The sequence below is a fragment of the Pseudomonas mandelii genome (genome assembly GCF_900106065.1).
In the GTDB taxonomy this organism is placed as follows: Bacteria; Pseudomonadota; Gammaproteobacteria; order Pseudomonadales; family Pseudomonadaceae; genus Aquipseudomonas; species Aquipseudomonas mandelii.
This window is the reverse complement of record NZ_LT629796.1, coordinates 6,120,365-6,142,905: the sequence shown is the minus strand read 5'-3', so window position 1 is coordinate 6,142,905 and position 22,541 is coordinate 6,120,365. Positions and strand designations below refer to the sequence as shown.

The following is a 22,541-nucleotide window of genomic DNA, read 5'->3' as shown; positions in this document are numbered from 1 at the left end:
TTAGAAAATAATTATCGAATCGTTAGTTCAGGTCATAGGTTAGGGGGAGTAGATGGAGCTTCTGTGGGCTACTGAGTCCTTGGTGATTGGCGGTCGTCCATATCCAGGCTTTCCGCTCTTGCTTTGGGACACCATGGACAGTTGTGTTCCTGCCAATGAGTTCATGCGCTACTTTTTATTGCGGGGAGCCATTGGGTCGCGGAAATCTTGGCCAAGCACGGGGCGTGCTCTGTACGACTTTTTCAGTTTCCTTCAGGCACATGACCTCGCCTGGCGCGATGTGGAGCGTGGCGAGGACAAGAGCGTTGTCGCGGGCTACCGGGACTACTGCTTGGTGGAGTGTCAGTTGGCTCGATCAACGACCCGTCAACGACTTCACTATGTCTGCAAATTCTACGAGTACGCTCAGCAGCAGGGATGGGTGAGTAGACTGCCGTTTGGCTATGAGGAGCGGAAGGTCCGACGGTCCACCGGTTTTCTTGCACACGTCAATGCCAGCGGCGGAAAGGCGATGGTGAACGACGTCATGCCGCGTCAGCATCGGGTGCTGCCGAAGTTCCTCAGCATGGACGAGATTAAGGTGTTGCTGGAGAAGGCGGAAAACCCGCATCACCGAATGATAATTCGACTCGGACTTCGGACGGGGCTGCGGCGGGCGGAAATCGCCTCTTTTCCGTTGGCGTATGTCTTCGATCCGGATAAAGCGGGCAGGCACGAGCGCAACATCCGGGTTCGCCTTGATCCGCACGATGGTCACGGGATGCGTACGAAGGGAAGCAAACCGCGTGACATCTTTATCAGTCGACGCTTTCTCGCGGATCTGCACCGATATGTCGTGCAGGTTCGTGGCGAGCGGGCATCACTGAGTCGTACTCAGCACAAATCGCTGTTCTTGAATCAGTCTGGTGAGCCCTACGCCGATGATGGTAAACGCATCGAGCGCATTGTCCGAGAAATTGGCAAGCGTGCGGATATCAAGGTTCATACGCACATGCTTCGCCACACCTACGCGACCCATACGCTGGTCGCCCTTCAGCGCAATGGCAGCAGCCTGGAACCGCTCGTGTTTGTGCAGCGGCAGCTCGGGCATAGTTCGATCCAGACGACGATGGTGTACCTGCACTTGGTCAACGAACTGGCCGACAACGCCGTGCTGGCTTACGACGATGAACTGTCTGACGACTTGGGAGCGGTTTAATGGGGAAGCGCAAGGTCTTCTTAAAGACCGACCTCAGTATCCCGCAAGTCGAGCATAGTCATGACGCGAACGGGTCTGTCATTGTTTTCCCCGAAGTGATTCCACCTGTCCACACAAGGGTCGACTTCGGAAGGAATGCCACTCGCTCGCGCGGCATCGACTTCGCTTTCTGGTATGGCGTGGGTATCGATTCGATTACCTATGCCTGCCAGCGACAGACGGAACGCTTTCTAGCCCAGCAGGACACTGGGGTCGAAGCGAGCTCCGTAGCAAGCTTCTGTAAAGGCGGTTTACGCCACTTCCTCAATTACATGATTTTGCGTGCAACCGCGCTCAGCCGTGAGTTGACCCTGAACGACATCGATCGTGCATTGATTGACGATTTTCTTGGCTACCTTGCTGGATTGGGCATTACCACGCTTAGCCAGAGTACTCACTACACCGGTATGAAGTGCGTCCTTCACGCGTTGGGCCGCAGAGGGATAATTTCGTTGGTCACCACAGGAGACGATGCGACATTTCCGCGAAACCCGTTCCCAAACAGTGGCAAGAGTAAGGGTGAAACGCCCCTACCGAAACGCCAGCGACAAGCGTTCACCTCAGCATTGAAACAGGCGATCCTGCCAATCTGGAATGAAGACGCCTTTGTGACTGGTGAGCTACTGGCTTATGCCTTGTTGACCGTTGCGCTGCACACCGGGCGTAACGCCACGCCGCTGCTGGAGATGGGGCACGATTGCCTGCGCGCTCACCCCAAAGACAACAGTGTCTTTTTGGTTCTCTGGAAGCGCCGCGGACACAGCAGCAGTAAAGTGGCTCTGCGCGCAGAGAGCGCCACTGAGCGTCGGCTGGAGTCGACCCCAACCATCAAAACCAACATTGAACGTCTGATCCGCCGTGTCCTTGCTCACAGTGAAACGCTGCGTGCGGAGGCTCCGAACGACATTAAGGATTGCGTTTGGCTGTATCGCGTGCACCGTGGTCCAGGCGTCGGCACGGTCATTGTCCTGACGGATTCAGCGCTGAAACTAGCGGCCAAAAAATTGGTGACTGATTATGGACTCGTCGATACGGATGGTCAGCCGCTGCGCATCAACATCTCTCGACTACGTAAAACGTTTGCCAACCGAATATTCGAATTGCTCGCGGGTGACCTGATGACCACGGCCATCGCGCTTGGTAACACACCACAGGTGGCCGGACGAAATTACTTGGCATCTAGCGCAGACGCCAGGCGCAACTGGCAGTTTATGGGCGAGATAATGGTTCAGGAATTACTCAGCCGGACTATTGGCGCTACTTACAAAACTACCCCAATGGGGCGCTGTGGTGATCCGGTGAACGGCCAATATGCGCCAAAACGTGAGGGGGAAGCATGTTTCTCATTCCTCAACTGTCTGCGATGCAAACATTACGCGGTCACGGGAGACGATTTGCACCGGCTATTTAGTTTTTACTTCCGTGTGTTTGCGGAGCGTACCCGCATGAACAAGCGGCGTTGGGCGCAGGAATACGCGCATATCCCTCGATTGATTGACGACTATATCGTGGCTGAAGGGCTGCGGCGTGGAACCTTCAAATCGGCCTCCGTTGAAGCTGCTCGCGAGCAGGCTCGCCGCGATCCGCACCTGTTTTGGTCATCCGATGTAGTGGAAAGTCTGGAGATGTTTGCATGAGCAAAAACAATGTGACCATGTTGCCTTGGGCAAGCATTGAACAACAACCAGGGGATATACGTGAGTTGCCCGAGAGCGACCGCGAAGCACTCATTGTCAGTGCCATTCATGTTGATGGCCACTGGGTCATCCTCAGTCGCTATCGCGATAACATTTGGCAGCTCGAAGGGTTGACGAGCAATGTACCGGACAACATGAGGAACTTGGACTTCAATCGAGTACCCGCTGCGTTTTTAGCGGTGATGAAGTCCCTATTGTATCGCTACCTACGACGCGGTCGCGCAGGGCAGAAGCGTCCCGTGGCAAGTACTTTGCGCAATGTTTTTGAAAATGTATTGCCCTTTCTGCGGTATTTAAGCGCGCTTAAGCTCGGTCACTTCGGCGCTGTAACGCCCATGATCTGTGCAAATTACGTCGCCGAGTGCAGGGAGATCCGACAGACGCGTCGCAATCGGGGGCAGGCGCTGTCTCCGGCGGCCCTTGAACGTCGTTTTATGTCAGTCGAGGCGCTTCATGAACTCAGTCAGTACACCAACGACCCAATCCCAAGACATCCCTGGCCTGATACATCGGCGAGAGCCTTGGCCGGTAGAGCCTCCCTCAACAGTGAGGCCGGCAAAACGCCGTTGATACCAGATGAGGTGTTTTGTACGTTGTTCGAGAAGGCCTATGAACAGGTTCAGCACGGTGAGCGTCTGCTCGATCTGCGCGACACCCTCGATAGCGTCGCTGTAGCACGCAAGGGACAGGTGACCAGATCAATTCAGGAGCATAAGGTTCGCCAGCTGACCGCTCTTGGGTGGGAAGGCGGGCTTGAGACATTCAACCAAGCGATTAAAGATTTGAGAACCGCCTCCTATATCGTTCTGGCCAGCACCTCCGGTTGCCGGAATCATGAGTTGGCCAACGTAAAAGCTGGCGCGTGCCACCGTACGGAAGACGATGAAGGCACGGTCTTTCACTGGCTGCGCTCCACGTCGGAAAAAACCGATACCGGCGTGCACGACTGGATGATTCCAAAAATTGCTGTGCACGTGTTGCGCCTAATGGAGCGCTGGGCCGAGCCGTACCAGGCCATGATCGACGCTGAGATCTCCGAGCGAAGAACGCTTAATTCGAGTGATCCGCAAATCGCCACGGCGCAGAAGCATCGGCATGCTCTCTTTCTCGGGGTGGCTGCCACGAAGCGTAATCAAGTTCGTACCCTCTCGGGTTCGGCATGGAACATGTGCCTCAAAGCGTACGCGAAGAGCTGTGGTCTGAACTGGATCTTAGCCAGCCATCAATTTCGCCGTAAATTCGCCAACTATGCCGCACACAGTCAATTCGGCGACCTGCGTTACCTGCGTGAGCATTTCGCACACTGGTCCATGGACATGACCTTGGGCTACGCCATGGATCAAGATTGGGGGCAGCATCTCGATATTGAACTGTACGAAGACATCCAGTCAGAACTCGAAGACATCAAGTCCGAGGTCGTCGGCACTTGGCTGGGGGACACACCGCTGACTGGCGGCTACGGTCGATCAATCAAGCATTGGCAGCGCGATTCGGCGAACCTCGCGATCTTCAAGAGCCACGCCTCAATGGTAACCTCGATCGCTGAGAGCACCGCGATTCGAAGTAATGGTCACGCCTGGTGTACCGCCGACGATGATCGTTGCGTCGGCAACACCATGGAGCGAACGCGCTGCGGCGATTGCAACAACGCCGTGATTGGAGGTGCACACGTTGGTATCTACCAGCGCCTTTACGACAACCTGAAGAGGTTGTTGGATTGCAACGACATTGGTGACGGTGGTCGTCAGCGCGTATTGCGTGATTTGGATCGCTGTCGTGACGTGCTTATGCAGCTTGGATACGATCCGGAGGAGAACGTAGCATGACCATTAAACGCAAGCCCTCAGACGCCCGCGAGCGGGATTTGCAACTCGCACTTGCACGCATCCTGCGCGGTCGGGCGCATAGCGGCGAATCCAAGGTCACTATCGCCGCGGTGGCGCGTGAAGCGGGTGTTTCAACCGCTCTGATTCACAATCACTACCCAACTGTCGCTGAGGCGATCCGCGAAGCTCAGGGGCGTTCAAGTCGTGCTCAGCGGGATGTGAAACACCAGGATCTTTTGGCTGAGCGCGAGAAAAATCGAATGCTCCGCCAAGAGAATGAGGAACTGCGCGAAAAGATTGCCAACCTCGCCTCGATTAACGAAGTACTGATGGCAGAAACGCGTACTCTAAAAGCCAAGCAGGCCGACTTTTTTGCTACGGCAATTTTTGCATTGAGGTAATGGATATATTCCAGCACCATCCAGATTCTAAATCGCATCAATGGATGGAACTCAAGGCATGCTGGACGCAAACGCAACTCATATTGCCCTGACGCTGGAGGGCATATCCGTTGACCTTCAGGTACTTAGTTTTGTTGGCCGTGAAGCCCTCAACCAGCCGTTCTGTTTTGACATTGAACTGGTCAGTCCCCGCCCTGACCTGAAACTCGAAGAGATCCAGTACAAACCTGGCTGCCTGACCTTCGGCGCCACCGGCAAAGGCATCATCCACGGCTTGGTGTATCGCATCGAGCAAGGCGACTCCGGAAAAGCCTGGCCCGTTACAGCATCAGCCTGGTGCCGCAACTCGCCTACCTGCGCCACAACCATGACCAGCAGGTTTTCCAGCATTTAAGTGTGCCGAAGATCATCGCGCAGGTCCTCGAAGCGCGCGGCATCCTGGCCGATGCCTACAGCTTCCAGCTCGGCGCGATCTACCCGGAACGCGATTACTGCGTGCAGTACGACGAATCCGACCTGCATTTCATCCAGCACCTGTGCGAAGAAGAAGGCATTCACTTCCACTTCCAGCACAGTGCCGGCGGCCACAAACTGGTGTTCGGCGATGACCAGACGGTGTTCCGCAAACTCGCGCCCGTGGCCTACCAGCAAGACTCCGGCATGGCTGCCGAGAAACCGGTGATCAAGCGCTTCAACCTGCGCCTGGAAACCCGCACCACCCGCGTCAGCCGCCGGGATTACGACTTCGAAAAACCGCGCATCCTGCCCGAAGGCGCCGCCAAAAGCACGTTCGCCCCGGACCTGGAAGACTACGACTACCCCGGCCGATTCACCGACCGCGAACGCGGCAAGCAACTGGCAACCCGCGCCTTGGAACGCCACCGCAGCGACTACCAACTCGCCGAAGGCAAAGGCGACGAGCCAACCCTGGTCAGCGGCCACTTCCTGGCCCTCAGCGAACACCCGCTCGCCGAGTGGAACGACCTCTGGCTGTTGCTGGAAGTGATTCACGAAGGCAAACAGCCGCAAGTGCTCGGCGAGAGCATCACCAGCGATGTCACCCACAGCAAAGACGATTTTCAACAGGGCTACCGTAACCGCTTCCTCGCTACTCCGTGGGATGCGCATTATCGGCCTGCCCTGGAACACCCAAAACCTAAGGCTCTGGGTAGCCAGACCGCCATCGTCACCGGGCCTCTGGGCGAAGAAATCCATTGCGACGAATACGGTCGTGTCAAAGTCCAGTTCCACTGGGATCGTGACGGTCAGACTAACGATAACTCCAGCTGTTGGTTGCGCGTCGCCACCGGCTGGGCCGGTAATGCCTACGGCGGCATCGCCATCCCGCGCGTCGGCATGGAAGTGCTCGTCACCTTCCTCGAAGGTAATCCCGACCAACCGCTAATCACCGGTTGCCTGTTTCATAAGGAAAATGTTGTCCCCTACGAACTGCCGGCGAACAAGACCCGCAGCACGTTCAAGACGCTCAGCTCGTCGGGCGGCAAGGGTTACAACGAGTTTCGTATTGAAGACAAAAAAGGTGCGGAACAGATCTATTTGCATGCCCAGCGTGACTGGGATGAAAGCATCGAGCATGACCAGAAGATTCGCGTCGGCAACGAACGACATGACACGGTTGAGGTCAATGTGTTCAGCGAGTTCAAGGCTGAAGAGCATCGGATCACCCACTTGGATCGCAAGACTGAAGTGCGGGCGGATGATCACCTGACCGTTGGCGTGACTCAGCATGTAAAGGTTGGGACGGCGCAGTTGTCGAGGCGGGCCAGGAGATTCACTACTACGCAGGCGACAAGGTGGTGATTGAGGGCGGTATGGAACTGACCGCCAAGGCTGGCGAGAGCTTCGTCAAGTTGGACGCCGGTGGCGTGACGATCAGTGGCGCTGAGGTGAAGGTCAATTCTGGGGGCGCTCCTGGCGTCGGCACGGGTATCCAGATTCTCACTCCATTAGTCCCTGGTGCCGCCGTCGCTGCCACTGCGGGGCAACAGTTGAGTGCGCCACCGGTTGGGAAACTCAGTGTTGCCCCTGACTCGAAACCACCTGCGGTGGAAGAAGAGCTTGAGGAAGAGGAAGAAGAGGTCGAGCTGGAAGACATCACCTTACGTGTTGGGATGTTCTTCGATGGGACGGGCAACAACCGCAACAACAGCGAGCGTGTCTTTGGCTGCTTTGCGCCGGACGTGAACCTGGAGGAAGCCGCTGAAGATATTCGTCAGTTCTGTGCGGCTCACGGTTATGACGGCAAGGGGAGTTCCCCGGACAACAGCTATGGCAATGATGTTAGCAACGTCGCCAGGCTGTATGACCTTTACATAGACCAGGCGGATGAAACCCTGCCCATCGATGCCAAGACGGCCAGCCTGCCCGTTTATGTGGACGGGATCGGAACCAGCAGCACTGGAGAAGATTCCACTTTTTCGCAAGGTACCGGTATAGGTGTGCAGGGTGTCAGGGCGCGAGTTGAAGAAACACCGCCACTTATTCTCAAGGCTATGCAAACATTTCAAGACAACAACCCCGATAAGCGCGTGGCGAAAATCGAGTTCGATATCTTCGGGTTCAGCCGTGGCTCCGCAGCGGCAGGGGATTTTGCCAATGAGGTATTAAAGGGAACCAAAGTATCCTCGCCAAAGCGTTGCCGATGGGTGCCCCGATATTGTCGGATAGCTTTTCATGGACGCCGCATACTGATGTCTCTATAAATTTCATTGGCGTTTACGACGCCGTCGCGGCCATTGCCAATCCGCTGGTGGGGGACTGGACTGGTAATAACGCTTATAACCCAGGGATCAATATCCATCTTGCGCCAGACGCGGCTAAGAAAGTCGTCCAATTGGTCGCTCGAAATGAACGCCGTTATAACTTTGCCCTCAACAGTCTTGGATCGGCCGATATTGTCCTACCTGGCGTACATTCAGACCTGGGCGGCGGCTATTTACCCAAGGCGATGGAGCGCATCCTGCTCAGCAAACCGCGTAAAAGCCAGGTCGAAGAAAGGACCTCTTTCGCTGAAGCCAACAGTTACAAGGTTGCCCAGCAGGACTTGAGACGGCTTCAAGATCAACTGGCCCAATATAACCTTTCGTTGGAGATCCGGACTTGGGAGGTACCGTTTCGTAGCACTGACAAAGACGATCAAAAAAACATGAAACACGTGTATGCGGCTGTCAGCAGCCAGCGCGAAGTCCGCAGTGACTTGTCCTTGATCCACTTTCGGATCATGCGCGAACTGGCTGTTGAAAACGGAGTACCGTTTGGCGAGATTGACGAAGGCGAACCGCGACTAGCGCTGCCTGCGGAACTCGTTCCCATCTCCAAAAAACTGATGGCATTCGCTCAGGGGAAAAGCAAAACAACAGGGCTGACTCCGCAAGAGGAGGAACTGCTGTTCCAACGTTACGTTCATGTCTCCGATAACTGGAACGCCGCTAAAAATCGCAACAATAGCGACCTGAATATCGTCTTCATTAATCGACCAGACGAAAACTCTGTGCGCACGGTGCACCCGAATGAGTAATTTTATCCGTGTCGCTCTTGCCGCCTTTCTACTCAGTGGCTGCACCTTTGCCAAAAGCCAGTCAATGCCCTATAAAGCCTGGCGCTTGGGATTTTCGGCTCCCGCTTACATGGAAGTTTGGATCGAGTCGGCGGATGTGGTCGATATTCAGGAACAGTTATATTCACGTGCGATGAGTGGCACCGCGTCAATACTAACGCCCCCCAACAACTCCGGCGATCCCCGAGGCTGGCCGAAAAGAGCAGGTTGGGGTAAGGGTAAGTACGTGACAGGGGCTGACTTGCCCAAACAGATCTATGTCCGTTGGCAATCGCTGGTCGAGCCGCAAACCTACCAAATGGTGATTAACATACCTGAGGCGACCCGGGAGATCATGCGCAAGGGGGAAAAGGTGTTCTGCTCTGCCGATGGGCAATGGATCACCGGATATCGTGAGGCAATCGGTATAAGGCTGGTTCCCGGAGGCATTGCCAAAGTCTGGGTAACCGGTCCCTGCATGACACCGATCGAGGTGACTACGGTACAAGCGGTGATTGATCCACGTGGCCCGTATGAAGGTAAGTCTGGCGGTCACCACCGGCCCCTTTCAGCAGTTTCCAAAGCCTATGTCGAGAAGTTTGGTGTGCCCTACGACTCTTGGAAGTAGGTCAGTGCTGGCCCTTTAAGTATCCTGGATGCGAAGGGTTAGCTGTAACGACCTGCATTTGAAAACGCCCACATTGCAGGTCGGGGCGTTTTCAAATGCAGGTCGTTACAGATATGGTTTGAAGGCCATGGCCTGCGGCCTCACTGCTTGCAGTCATGTGCTGACACAATCATAAATATTACAAAATTGTAATTTTACAATCATCTCCCCGTTATCTTCAAACTGCAACGATACAAGTCGGCGACGATACGGGAGCAGAAACTGCTCCCGTAAACAATAATTCCAGCCGAAGAACTTTCTAGTTCTGCCGAACCTAAGGAGTGATTAATGGATAACAATACAAAATTTTCGATGGCCGCTTTGGCGTTGGTTGTCAGTTCTGGGCCGTCTATGGTATTTGCGGAGGAAAAGACTGGGGGATTTATCGAAGACAGCAGCCTTACCGTGCTCAATCGAAATTTCTACTTCAATCGTGATCATCGCAACGGTCAATCAAGCCCCACGGGCAATGGCTACTCCGAAGCTTGGTCGCATGCGATTATCAGTAAGTTCGAATCCGGGTTTACCCAAGGCACTGTAGGCGTGGGCGTCGACGCTTTCGCGATGATCGGTTTGAAGCTTGATACGGGTGACGGTCGTAACGGCGGTCGTAGTTCATTCGATGTACTACCTGTCAATGGCGACGGCGAAGCTCGAGATGAATACACGAAAGTCGGTGGCGCGGCAAAAGTTCGCGCTTTTGACACTGTGGTGAAAGTAGGTGATGTATTTCCCGCCAACCCTGTCGTGGCGTCTGGCGACTCAAGGCTTTTACCGGAAAGTTTCCGGGGTGTGACCGCTACCAATACCAGCATCGAAGGGCTGACAGTTCAGGGTGGTCGCCTGCATGCTATGAGTCAACCAGTCTCCAGCAATATGCGCGACAACTTCGCAACCTTCTATGCAGGCCCTGTTAACTCACCTTGGGTCGGCTATTTTGGTGGCGACTACAATGTGAATAAGAATATTATCGTTAGTCTTTACTCCAGTCGTCTCAAAGACGCCTGGAATCAATACTATGCTGGTACCGGGTTGAACTACTCCTTGTCTGATGAGCTTTCTGTATTCGGCGGTGTGAATTACTACAAGGCCGTGGATGAAGGGAAAAAACTGCTGGGCGAGTTCGACAACAATATTTGGAGCGCTAAGGTTGGCGTGAAGTATGGCGCACACTCACTTGCACTTTCTCACCAGCGAAATAATGGTAACGACGACTTCGACTATCTGCGTCAGTCGGATTCCATCTTTCTCGACAACTCAATCCAGTACAGCGACTTCAACTCGCCAAAAGAACGTTCATGGATGGTGCGTTACGACCTCGACATGAGCTCGTATGGTGTACCTGGCTTGTCGTTTATGACACGTTATGGTCGTGGCACCGACGCCGACTACTCCAACGCCAACGCCACATACATGCGGCGCGATGCGGATGGAAACCCGTTGACCGATCAGAAACGTTGGGAGCGCGACATCGAAGTAAAATACGTCGTTCAGGCAGGCTCCTTGAAAGATATGTCCTTCCGCTTGCGACAAATGAACTTTCGCTCAACTGAATTTGAATCGGATCTGGATGAAGTTCGTGTGATCATTGAGTATCCACTAGCGATTCTGTAATACCTGAATGGGATGATTCACTGGACGAACATCCCGTTTTCAGTCGAAAGATTTCAAAAATGTAATTTTTCAGTCATTCCCATGTTAACTTGAATCACCTATAGTAAGTGGGAGTTAATAGGAACCTAGCTAGCGCATCTGGTTGGAGTCCTACAGACAAGTAGCTAGTCTGTGAAAATCTGAAACTCATTGCTATTCAGTTAAAGCTCCAAGCTCACCTTTAGAAGCTCCTTTGGAAAAAGGTGAATTTTTAAGACGTCCCTCGGGACGTCTTTTTTATGCGTGCGCCAGGCATGGCGCGTTGCGCGCAAGCGCAACCAGCTTGGCTGTGGTGGCCTCGCTGGTGACTTGGAGGTGAAAGTCCTCTACACACCCGGCAAGGGGAAGTGTTAGCCAGAGGCAAGGGTGTCGCGGGTGACCGCGAATCTGAAGGAAGCCCGAGGCAAAATGCTGGCCTGACGAACAGCAAGCGGATAGAGGCGGCGCAGCGGGGTAAAGGGGCGTGTTTCCCTAAAGCCCAATACTTGCACGGGACGCTGCGACGTAGATCCGACAGGCATAAGCAGGAAGGTCGCGCGAATTACCCTGGGAGATCTGCACGTTTGCCACAGTGCTACCGAGCGTCGAGAGGCGACGGGATGAACGTGCAGAAGTCAGCCGAGGCCGTAGTAAGTGGCGGATAACCGCGTCACCAAGGGCCGAACAAGTTATGCCGCCAGTAGGCGTCAAAGTCTCGTTGAATACCGAAATGCAGAAATTTCTCCAAGAGAAGACTGTTACTCCGAGTCCCGGACAGTATCCGAGGATGACGGCTGACAGCGCACAGGTATCGGCGGCGTCTGTGACGTGGACGAACGCGGAGCCGGACACGCTGATGGAGCGGGTGCTTGCACCCGCCAACCTCAGACGTGCGTACCAACGCGTAGTCAGCAACAAAGGCGCGCCGGGTGCCGATGGCATGACGGTCGAGCATTTGTCAGGCTACGTGAAACAGTATTGGCCGACCCTCAAGGCTCGGTTGTTGGCAGGCGAGTACCACCCGCAAGGTGTACGTGCCGTCGAAATCCCCAAGCCCAAAGGCGGGACAAGGCAGCTGGGTATCCCCAGCGTCGTGGATCGCCTGATCCAACAGGCTCTGCTGCAACAGCTCACGCCGATCTTCGACCCTCTGTTCTCGGATTACAGCTACGGCTTCCGTCCGGGTAGAAGTGCTCACCAAGCCATCGAAACTGCCCGTGCCCACGTGGCGGCGGGTCATCGCTGCTGCGTGGAACTCGATCTTGAGAAGTTCTTTGATCGGGTCAACCACGACGTGCTGATGGCCTACATCGAGCGTCAAATCGAAGATAAACGTGTGCTCACGCTGATCCGTCGCTATCTCGAAGCGGGAACGATGTCAGGTGGACTCGTCAGCCGACGGCAGGAAGGGACGCCGCAAGGCGGCCCGCTCTCGCCGTTGCTGTCGAACATTCTGCTCAACGAACTCGACCACGAGCTAGAACGACGGGGCCATCGTTTCGTAGTAAGCGCTCCATGAACCCCACATTCAAAGCGCTTAGCTGATGCCGGATGCTGTGCTCCCGATTCTCTCAGGAGGCCAGCTCGTCATGATGCGACCCGACGCCAAAGTTCAAAAAGTTTATCTCTACCCCAAGCCCGTGGACTTCAGAAAGTCCATTGATGGCCTCGCTGCGCTGGTCGAGCTGGACATAAAAGTGGCGGTGTTCGACCCCGTGCTTTTTGTATTCCTGAATCGCCACCGTAACCGGGTGAAAATCCTCTACTGGGAGCGCAATGGCTTCTGCCTTTGGCTTAAGCGCTTGGAGTCTGAGCGTTTTAAAACATCACCCGATGCCGCCGACGAGGCCATCGTGTTGACGGTTCAGGAGCTGAACTGGCTGCTCGACGGTTTTGACCTGTGGCGCAACCGCCCTCATCAAGTTTTGACTCCAAGATTCGTCGCCTGACCGGTATAATCCGGGCATGAATTTAATGCCCGAAGACCTCCCAGATGACCCTGTTCTGCTCAAGCAAATGTTGCTTGAGGCGCTCAGCCGTCAGCAGGTTACGGCTGAGGCATACCAGACTCATATCGTCGATCTGAAAGAACAGATCAAGCTGCTGCGCGACCGCCTGTTCAATCGTAAATCTGAGCAGACCGTTGAACCCAATACCCCGCAATTGGCGCTGTTCAACGAGCCCGAAAGCGAGCCGATGCCTTCCGTCGGCGACGCTGACGAAGAAGTTGTGGCTCCGGCGCCACGTCGCGGCAAGCGCAAGCCTCTGTCGGCCGATCTGCCGCGTATCGAAGTCATCCACGAACTGCCCGAGCACGAACTGACCTGTGCCTGCGGTTGCCGCAAGCATGTGATCAGCGAAGAAGTCAGCGAACAGCTGGATATCGTGCCGATGCAGATCCGTGTCATCAAACATATCCGCAAGGTTTACGGTTGCCGTGGCTGCGAAACGGCACCGGTCACCGCCGACAAACCGGCTCAACTGATCGAAAAGAGCATGGCCAGCCCGAGCGTTCTGGCCATGTTGCTGACCACCAAGTACGTCGACGGCTTGCCGCTGCATCGTTTCGAGACGGTGTTAAGTCGACACGGTATCGATATACCAAGGCAAACACTGGCGCGCTGGGTGATGCAGTGCAGCGAACACTTTCAGCCACTGCTGAACCTAATGCGCGACCGATTACTGGAAAGCCCGGTGATCCATTGCGATGAAACCCGTGTTCAAGTATTGAAAGAGCCAGGTCGAGACCCGACCAGCCAATCCTGGATGTGGGTACAAACCAGCGGTCCGCCAGATCGTAAAGTCGTGTTGTTCGACTACACGTCCAGCCGTGCGCAGGAGGTTCCGTTGCGTCTGCTGGAAAGTTATCGCGGCTATGTGATGACCGATGATTACGCGGGCTATAACGCCTTGGCGTTGCAGCCGGGGGTTGAACGGCTGGCCTGCATGGCCCATGCGCGCCGCAAGTTGGTCGAGGCTCAGAAAGTGCAGCCGAAGGGCAAGACGGGACGTGCCGATATCGCCCTAACAATGATCAACAAGCTGTATGGCATCGAGCGCGAGCTCAAGGACAGCGATGATGAACAGCGTTTAATCGGCCGTCAGCAAAAGAGCGTACCGATCCTGGCTCAGTTGAAAAGCTGGTTGGAGAAAACGCAGCCCCAAGTCACGCCACAAAGTGTGCTGGGCAAGGCTGTTAACTATCTTGCCAACAACTGGAACCGGCTGGAGCGGTACGTGGAAGCCGGCTTTTTACCGATCGACAACAATGCGGCCGAACGGGCGATAAAACCGTTCGTTATCGGTCGTAAGGCGTGGCTGTTCAGCGACACGCCCAAAGGCGCTACCGCCAGTGCTCAGATCTACAGCCTGGTGGAGACCGCCAAGGTCAACGGCCAAGAGCCTTATACGTGGCTACGCCACGTACTGGAGCAGTTACCACATGCGCAGTCGGTCGCGGATTATGAAGCGCTGCTGCCGTGGAACTGTTCGCCAGAGATACGACGTTAAGCCTGACCCTATCGTGGGGGGGGGGTGGATCGTACGCTATCGAGACCTTTCGATATCCTTTGCTGTACCGCCAAATCCACTCAACACGTAATAGACTCGGTACGTTTTTTGGGCCTCCAAAGCCCTGTAAAAACGGAAAATCCTACCCCCGGTACAAAAATAGTCCTACCCCTGGTACAGGTCAAAAATGGCTCACATGAGCACAGATGGGGCGTACTTCTCCATTTTCGTGGCATTTATGTGGCATTTGAATGGCACTTAAATACCACAGAAATAGGGCCCATCTTTTGTGCCACCTGAAATACCTGGCCTTGGCATTTTTATGCCACTGAAATAACCAAACTTTGGCATTTTTGTGCCACTAAAATAGCCAAACATTGGCATTCTTATGCCAGCAAAATGGTAGGTGAGCTATTTATGTGCCACAGGTAGAGAAATATACGGGGCACCGCGTCTGGGATCAGGTGGTAACTTTGAATGCGGGGTTCATGGAGCGCTTACGTTTCGTACGCTATGCCGACGATGCGAACATTTATGTGCGCAGTCGTCGCGCAGGTGAGCGGGTGATGGCCAGCGTTGAGCGATTCCTGAGGCAGCGCCTGAAACTGACGCTGAACCGGGAAAAGAGCCGAGTAGCCGGGTCGTGGATGTGTGATTACTTGGGCTATGGGATGAGCTGGCATCGACAGCCACGCTTACGAGTGGCAACGATGAGCTTGCGTCGCTTGCGCGACCGGCTCAGAGAGCTGCTGCGCGGAGCGCGGGGCCACAAGATGGCGAGTGTCATCGAGCGGATAAACCCAGTGCTGCGTGGCTGGGCAGGCTACTTCAAGCTAAGTCAAAGCAAACGGCCACTTGAGGAAATTGACGGCTGGGTGCGTCGCAAGCTTCGCTGCGTCGTCTGGCGTCAATGGAAGCAGCCCTCAACGAGGGCGCGTAACTTGATGCGCCTGGGGCTTAGCGAAGCGCGCGCCTGCATATCAGCGTTCAATGGTCGTGGCCCATGGTGGAGCTCAGGGGCATCTCATATGAATCAGGCATTGCCGAAGAAACTATGGGATCAACTTGGACTAGTCTCGGTACTGGATACGATAAACCGGCTTAACCGCATAGCTTGAACCGCCGTATACGGATCCGTACGTACGGTGGTGTGAGAGGACGGCGGATGTAAATCCGCCTCCTACTCGATCGGTTAAAACACGAGCATATAAAAAACGCCCGACCCCTCTAACTGTTGAGGTTAATTGAGCGTTATGAATCCCTCTGACAGCAGCATAGCTGCTAGCCACCTCGTTGGCGACACTCTCCAGCCACAGTGTACCTAATTGTATTTAGCTGCCCTTTTGAATCTTCATAGGTCATTGCGGCGGGCACCACTGCGCAGACTTTTGCAGGCCGCACCACACTGATCACCTTTACAACATCCACCTTCATCCCGTACTCGTATTCTTTCGCCACAGGGGCGCTTTTCCCCTGGCTAATTGCATACTGCTCCATGGCTTTAGCATTAGCCGCCATCATTTTTTCAAAGGCTTTGTCTCCTCCCCCTTCCGCCAATACGAGAGAGGATAACGTCAGAGCTCCAGCGAAAGTAACAATGTTCATGCACTTCATATCTAGTACCTCATATATTAACTGTTACAAGGATATCAATTCGAACATTGCGATGGCATAGCGCCTAGGTTACGAATGTGTAATAAAGCCGTAAAAAACCGCCACCGGAAACCGGAAGCGGTTTTTTTATACGCAGTACCACTACATTTCACCTGTCTCATCTTTAGCATCACTTGACACCACGGGCTCACTCTTTCCTTCTTTAGCTGCGTACTTCTCCATTGCCACGTCCTTGGCGGCCATCATTTTTTCGAAGGTTCTGTCCCCGCCGCCTTCGGCCAAAGCAACTGAAGAAAGGATTAAAGCACCCGCAAGAGCGCAGATTTGAGCAATTTTCATACTGACACCTCATATAGTTAACGCTAGTAGGGTATCAATTCGAACCTATCAACACGGTGGCGCCAAGATTACAGATTCGTTATGTAGCTCACATAAAAAAGCCCACTATCGAATCTCGATAGTGGGCTTTTAAAACTAAAGAATTATACGGCTTCTATTTTATCGTCTTCGGCTTCTTCCTCGTCTCGGCGGTGCGCCCATTGATAAAGCGCAGGCAATATCAGCAGGGTCAACGCAGTTGAGGATAGGATGCCCCCGATCACTACGGTAGCCAGGGGTCTCTGGACCTCTGCCCCCGTTCCGGTGGCCAGCGCCATCGGAATAAAGCCAAGAGAGGCCACCAGAGCTGTCATCAACACTGGGCGCAACCGGGTAAGAGCCCCTTCATTGATTGCGGAACTCAACGAATGTCCCTCTTCTCGAAGGTTGCGGATGAAAGCAATCATCACTAGACCGTTCAGCACCGCTACGCCCGACAATGCGATAAAACCCACACCCGCCGAGATCGACAGTGGAATGTCACGTAACCACAACGCCATGACTCCGCCCGTCAACGCGAATGGAATACCGGTGAACACCAATAGGCCATCCTTGAGGTTGTTGAACATCATGAACAAGAGTGCGAACACCATGAGCAGGGCCACCGGGACGACAATCTGTAGTCGCTTGGCAGCGGATTGGAGCTGCTCGAACTGCCCACCCCAGTTGGTCCAATAACCGGCCGGGATCTGCACCTCTTTATCAATGGCGCTGCTGGCCTCCTGTACAAATGAGCCGATATCCCGCCCACGCACGTTGGCGCTGACGATCACCAGACGCTTACCATTTTCCCGACTGACCTGGTTAGGTCCCAGCACCAGATCGAGGCTCGCCACTTCTGAAAGGGCAATAAACCCGATCTGATCGGCATTGCTGTTAAGCAGCGCCGGTACCGGGATTAGCAGTGTGGACAATCCCTCGAGATCCTTACGCATGGCGTCGGATAAACGCACTACCATATCGAATCGGCGGTCTCCCTCATACATCGTACCGGCTTGACGACCACCAACCGCCACCGCAATGGTGTCTTGTACGTCGCCAACGTTCAGTCCGTAACGCGCGGCTTTGTCGCGGTCGATGTTGATGGTCAGCACCGGCAGCCCCGATGTTTGCTCGACTTTGACCTCGGAGGCACCATTGATCTTCTGCATGGACGCAGCAATTTTTGCAGCGGTGCTGTTAAGGACCGCCATGTCATCACCGAAGACCTTCACTGCCACATCACTGCGCACACCTGAAATCAGCTCGTTAAAACGCAATTGAATAGGCTGAGAAAGCTCATAGTTGCTTCCGGGCATTCCAGCTGTAGCTTTTTGGATATCGGCTATCAACGCCTCCCTGGATTTATTCGGATCAGGCCATTGATTCTTCGGCTTGAGCATCACATAGCTGTCAGAGATGTTGGGTGGCATTGGATCGGAGGCAATTTCTGCTGTACCAGTACGAGCAAACATACGCTTGACCTCAGGTACCTTTGCCAACACAAGGTTTTCAAGACGTTGCTGCATTTCTACCGATTGCGTCAGGCTGGTACCTGGTACACGCAATGCTTGCAACGCGAAATCCCCTTCACTGAGACTCGGCACAAACTCGCTGCCCATTCGACTGGCGACCACACCGCACACTGCAATCACGCCTAGTGCTATGGCGAATGCCAATGATCGATGGCCCATGACCCATTCCAGCGCCGGGGCATACACCCGACGAGCGCCACGCATGATGATGTTCTCTTCTTCCTTCACCTTACCGGTGACGAACATCGCAATCGCCGCCGGGACAAAGGTCACCGACAACAGCATCGCGCCGAGCAAGGCGATCACCACAGTAAACGCCATGGGGTGAAACATTTTTCCTTCGACGCCGGTGAGGGCAAAAATCGGCAGGTACACGACCATGATGATCAACTGGCCGAAAATCAGCGGTCGGCGTGCTTCCTTGGCCGCCGCGAACACTTCGTGAAAGCGTTCGGAGCGGGTGAGGATGCGTCCGTGGTGTTGCTGTGCATGGGCCAGACGACGGATGGCGTTTTCGACAATGACCACCGCGCCATCAACGATGATGCCGAAGTCCAACGCTCCGAGGCTCATCAGGTTGGCGCTGACCTTGTTGGTAAACATGCCAGTGAATGTGAATAGCATCGCGAGCGGGATCACCATGGCAGTGATCAGAGCCGCGCGAATGTTGCCAAGGAACAGGAACAGAATCGCGATTACCAGGATCGCACCTTCAATCAAGTTCTTCTTAACGGTGGCAATTGCCTTGTCCACCAAATTGGTACGGTCATAGACGGTGACTGCCACCACCCCTTTTGGCAGTGAGCGGTTGATTTGCTCAAGCTTGCTGGCAACGGCTTGGGCCACGGTGCGGCTGTTCTCACCGATCAGCATGAACACTGTGCCGAGCACCACTTCACGACCGTTTTCGGTCGCGGCCCCCGTACGCAATTCACGGCCGATGTCCACGGTTGCGACGTTCTTGACGCGGATAGGCGTGCCATCGACGTTGGCCATGACGATATTGGCGATATCGTCGGTGGTCGCTACTTGGCCAGGTGCGCGAATCAGTAACTGTTCGCCACTGTGCTCGATGTAACCGGCACCGACGTTGGCGTTGTTGCGCTCCAGCGCTGTTACAAGGTCAGTCAGAGTCAGCTTGTAAGCCGCCAAGCGTTTTGGATCGGGCGCAATCTGGTACTCCTTGGCGAACCCGCCAATGGTATTAATTTCGGCGACCCCGGGAACATTGCGCAGCTGAGGCTTGATGATCCAGTCTTGGATCACCCTCAGGTCGGTCGGTGTATAGGGACTGCCGTCCTCCTTGACGGCACCTTCTTCAGCCTCGACCGTCCACAGGAAAATTTCACCCAGACCGGTTGAGATCGGCCCCATGACGGCTTCCACACCCTCGGGCAGTTGCTCCTTGGCCACCTGCAACCGTTCGTTGACCAATTGCCGGGCGAAGAACAGGTCAGTGCCTTCCTTGAAGATCACTGTGACTTGCGACAAACCCGAGCGTGACAGCGAGCGAGTTTGTTCTAAAGCCGGCAAACCAGCCATTGCAGTTTCGATGGGAAACGTGATGCGCTGCTCGGTTTCCAGTGGTGAAAAACCTGCTGCGCCCGTGTTGATTTGCACCTGGACGTTGGTGATATCGGGAACGGCGTCGATCGGCAGCTTCTGGTAGCTGGCTATACCGAGGCCGGCCATGAGGAGAACCGCAAGCAGCACGATGATGCGCTGCTCGATGGCAAATTGGATCAGGCGTTCGAACATGAGAACCTTCTCGTGGAAGTGGCGGATCAGTGGGCGTGTGTAGCCGAGGCTTTACCCAGTTCTGATTTCAGAATGAAACTGCCGGCAGCGGCGACTTGAACACCGGGCTCCAGGCCCTCCGTGATCTCGACCAAACCTGCTGAACGGCCGCCTGTCTCCACTGGCTGAGCCTTAAACCCGTCGTCCGTTCGAACGAAAACAGTTGGCTTGTCCTCGACCGTCTGGATAGCCGCTTCTGGTACTGCGACCTTTGTTTGCCGAGTATCAGTGTCAACCTGCACGGTCACGAATAGCCCGGGACGCCATGCACCTTGTGGATTGGCCAAGGTCACGCGGACCGTGGCTGTACGAGTTTGCTCGCCCAACAAACTGCCTACATAGGCCACGGTTCCAGTGACTTCGGCATTCAGTTCCGGCGCACTGACCGTGACCGACTTGCCCACCAGTACCTTGTTTAAATCCTTTGGCGAGACACCAAAGGTCACCCACACACGCGACAAGTCGGAGAGGGTGAAGGCATTAGTGGTTTCGCTGACAACCTCACCGAGGCCCAAGTGTTTCTCAACGACAACCCCGTCAAACGGCGCACGCAATTCATATCGGTTACCCCCGCTGGTGACCGAGCTGCCACTGAGTACGCTGATTTTTTGTCGAGCATTGCTGAGGGCGATTTCGGCTTCTTGCAAAGCCTGGCGGGCTTGCAGGAAATCCTGTTCGGCAGAGATTTTGTCCTGCCATAACTGTCGCTCTCGCTCGTAGGTAGTACGGGCCAACTCAAGACGACGTTGCGCCGCGGCTTGTTCACTACGCTGATCAGAAATTTGTTGGCTGGCGATCACGGCCAGCAACTGGCCTTTTTTCACCGGTTGACCAAGATTGACATGGACCGACTCGACGACACCGGGTACGCGGGGCACCACATGCGCAGTGCGGTCTTCATCAAAACGGATTTCTCCAGGAAAGGGCAATGAAAGGCTAATACTCTGCGCCTTGGCTTCGACCAACTGGATGCCGGCTGAGCTGATCTGCTCTTCGCTCAGAGTCAAGTGACCTTCTTCCGCTTCGCCTTCGACGTGTTCGCCCTCGGCCGATTTCTTGCCAGTAGTTTCATCGCCGTGATCGTCATGGCCTTTGCCCTCCTGAGCCTGAGCCTGAGCCTCGGCTGAGAGCACCGATGGGCTGCCCATCCACAACGAGCCGATGCCTATACCCACCGTCAAGGTCAGTGCAGTGACGAGAATTAGTTTTTTATCCATGGAAACTCCCTGCGCAGCCCAGTCGGCAGTCACGGATTACCGTGGTATTGCGATGCTGAGCAGCGGTAAAAAAAGCGTTATATGAAATTCACGGAGTGCGAGTGAGAAGGGCGACATCTCCGAAAATTCGCTCGATGCGCACCCAGGCGTCTGTCGCCTCGGCGATAGCCTGGATGTATTGCGTGCGGGCGCTAATCAAGGTGCGCTGAGCATCGAGTACGTCGAGGAAGTTAAACTTGCCCATTTCGAAACCTCGGGTAGCGGTGTCGACGGCACTTTGCGCGGCAGGCAGGATGGTTTGATTGAACGACGCGACTTCAGTGTTAGCCGTCACCCACTGATCCAGGGTGGTCTGGATTTCTGTGCGCAGGCGTAACTCACTGGCATTGCGAAGGTCGCGGGCCTGATCAGTTCGGCGGGCAGCTGCCAGTACATTGCCCTGGTTACGATTGAATAACGGGATGGGCATAGACAGCCCCACGACATTCACCCGCTCGCGCTCGCGCTCGTCGTATTGGCTCCCGATACTCACGGTGAGGTCGGGAATTCGCTGAGCCTTCTCCAGGCCAAGGGAGGCTTCCCGCTGATCTATTTGCAGTTTTGCCAATCGTAGTTCCGCGGTTTCACCTATGCGATTAAGCAGCAGTGACGAATCCGGTACGGTTGGTATCGACCGGCCTGGATCACCCACAGACACGAATGCAGGCAAAGGCGCGCCCATGACCTGAGCGAGTCGCTGGTAGGCACTGGCCTCATCCCGCTCAGCCCGCCTCAGCTCCAGACGCACTTCTGATAGCTGAACCTCTGCGCGAGTACCTTCAACGGGTGAGGATTTACCACTCTTGATGCGACCTTGCGCTACACGCAAACCGCGCTCGGCGAGCTCAATTGATTGACGTGATAACAGCAGCCTTTGCTGAGCCGTCGAGGAGCTGTAAAACGCCTGAATGACATCGGCACGCAGAACATTGCGTTTGCGTTCCAATTCAATCCCGGCCGCGTCTTGAGCTCGACTGGCCACTTCGATCCTAGCCCCGCGCTTACCGCCAAGCTCGATCGGCTGGTTGATCATTACCGTCGTAGTGCGCGAGTTTCGCCGAGTATCTTCAGCCTCCCAGGAAACCTCAGGGTTAGGGATCAACCCTGCCTGCTGTCGCTCTCCCTGAGCAATACCAGTCTCCCACTGCGCTGCAGCCAGATCAGGATTGTTGGCAAAAGCAGTTTCAAGCGCCTGATCCATTGTGAGCATTTGAGCGGTCGCCGCAAACAAAGGACTAGTCAAAAGCGCAAGGATCGAAATGAGACCTGCTCTTAGCATGGTCTTGTGCGTGATTGGGTGAGCAATAAGCTTTCTACACCGAAGTAATTCCATCATTCCTTAAAACCTTTAAAACTAAAACAAAAAGAATTTCCCATGAGGCAAATATAAATCTGCGCACCTATCAACAAGGTGACTGAAAAATTACAAATACGTTATCTAGCGGATAAGCCTCAC

14 protein-coding genes and 3 pseudogenes are annotated in these 22,541 nt (G+C 54.7%); 12 read left to right on the top strand and 5 right to left on the bottom strand.

The genetic code is table 11. From position 1 onward, the window contains the following. The first annotated feature begins 52 nt into the window (after positions 1-52). From BLU63_RS28460 to BLU63_RS28410, 12 genes and pseudogenes are all read left to right on the top strand, one after another. Positions 53-1,198, top strand: coding sequence for a tyrosine-type recombinase/integrase (locus tag BLU63_RS28460; RefSeq protein ID WP_077750301.1), 1,146 nt, complete (start codon positions 53-55; stop codon positions 1,196-1,198). Continuing rightward, positions 1,198-2,874: a hypothetical protein gene (locus BLU63_RS28455; protein ID WP_077750300.1), complete on the top strand. Its 1,677-nt coding sequence runs from the start codon at positions 1,198-1,200 to the stop codon at positions 2,872-2,874. The genes BLU63_RS28460 and BLU63_RS28455 overlap by 1 nt, the downstream gene beginning before the upstream one ends. Next, positions 2,871-4,760, top strand: coding sequence for a site-specific integrase (locus BLU63_RS28450; RefSeq protein ID WP_077750299.1), 1,890 nt, complete (start codon positions 2,871-2,873; stop codon positions 4,758-4,760). Before BLU63_RS28455 ends, BLU63_RS28450 begins: the two co-directional genes overlap by 4 nt. Further along, a complete protein-coding gene (locus tag BLU63_RS28445; RefSeq protein WP_077750298.1) occupies positions 4,757-5,161 on the top strand; it encodes a TetR family transcriptional regulator in 405 nt (134 codons plus the stop codon). The genes BLU63_RS28450 and BLU63_RS28445 overlap by 4 nt, the downstream gene beginning before the upstream one ends. Before the next feature lie 58 nt (positions 5,162-5,219). Then, a pseudogene (locus BLU63_RS33655) lies at positions 5,220-7,173 on the top strand (type VI secretion system Vgr family protein); the annotation flags it as partial. 650 nt (positions 7,174-7,823) lie between these two features. Further along, positions 7,824-8,699, top strand: coding sequence for a phospholipase effector Tle1 domain-containing protein (locus BLU63_RS33650; RefSeq protein WP_306108738.1), 876 nt, complete (start codon positions 7,824-7,826; stop codon positions 8,697-8,699). After that, the gene (locus BLU63_RS28435; RefSeq protein WP_077750297.1) at positions 8,692-9,345 is read left to right on the top strand and encodes a DUF2931 family protein; all 654 of its coding nucleotides are present in this window, start codon (positions 8,692-8,694) and stop codon (positions 9,343-9,345) included. Before BLU63_RS33650 ends, BLU63_RS28435 begins: the two co-directional genes overlap by 8 nt. A 327-nt stretch (positions 9,346-9,672) precedes the next feature. Beyond that, positions 9,673-10,998, top strand: coding sequence for an OprD family porin (locus tag BLU63_RS28430; protein ID WP_077750296.1), 1,326 nt, complete (start codon positions 9,673-9,675; stop codon positions 10,996-10,998). A gap of 709 nt (positions 10,999-11,707) precedes the next feature. After that, positions 11,708-12,520 (top strand): annotated as a pseudogene (locus BLU63_RS28425) (reverse transcriptase domain-containing protein); the annotation flags it as partial. 85 nt (positions 12,521-12,605) lie between these two features. Next, positions 12,606-12,965: an IS66 family insertion sequence element accessory protein TnpB gene (tnpB, locus tag BLU63_RS28420; protein ID WP_231990920.1), complete on the top strand. Its 360-nt coding sequence runs from the start codon at positions 12,606-12,608 to the stop codon at positions 12,963-12,965. Positions 12,966-12,981: 16 nt separating this feature from the next. Then, positions 12,982-14,526 (top strand): IS66 family transposase, encoded by a 1,545-nt coding sequence (gene tnpC, locus BLU63_RS28415; RefSeq protein ID WP_077750535.1) that lies wholly within the window; start codon positions 12,982-12,984, stop codon positions 14,524-14,526. Between the two features lie 500 nt (positions 14,527-15,026). Further along, positions 15,027-15,644 (top strand): annotated as a pseudogene (locus BLU63_RS28410) (group II intron maturase-specific domain-containing protein); the annotation flags it as partial. A 163-nt stretch (positions 15,645-15,807) separates the two neighbouring features. Here the strand turns inward: BLU63_RS28410 and BLU63_RS28405 are convergent. The 5 genes from BLU63_RS28405 to BLU63_RS28385 form a co-directional block, all read right to left on the bottom strand. Then, a complete protein-coding gene (locus tag BLU63_RS28405) occupies positions 15,808-16,140 on the bottom strand; it encodes a DUF2790 domain-containing protein (RefSeq protein WP_077750413.1) in 333 nt (110 codons plus the stop codon). A gap of 141 nt (positions 16,141-16,281) precedes the next feature. Continuing rightward, positions 16,282-16,479: a co-regulatory protein PtrA N-terminal domain-containing protein gene (locus tag BLU63_RS28400; RefSeq protein ID WP_077750414.1), complete on the bottom strand. Its 198-nt coding sequence runs from the start codon at positions 16,477-16,479 to the stop codon at positions 16,282-16,284. A gap of 143 nt (positions 16,480-16,622) precedes the next feature. After that, positions 16,623-19,790 (bottom strand): CusA/CzcA family heavy metal efflux RND transporter, encoded by a 3,168-nt coding sequence (locus BLU63_RS28395; RefSeq protein WP_077750415.1) that lies wholly within the window; start codon positions 19,788-19,790, stop codon positions 16,623-16,625. 26 nt (positions 19,791-19,816) lie between these two features. Further along, on the bottom strand, positions 19,817-21,046 hold the full coding sequence (locus tag BLU63_RS28390; RefSeq protein ID WP_077750416.1) for an efflux RND transporter periplasmic adaptor subunit: 1,230 nt from the start codon (positions 21,044-21,046) through the stop codon (positions 19,817-19,819). Between the two features lie 88 nt (positions 21,047-21,134). Beyond that, positions 21,135-22,421, bottom strand: coding sequence for a TolC family protein (locus BLU63_RS28385; protein WP_138739109.1), 1,287 nt, complete (start codon positions 22,419-22,421; stop codon positions 21,135-21,137). Positions 22,422-22,541: the final 120 nt, after the last annotated feature.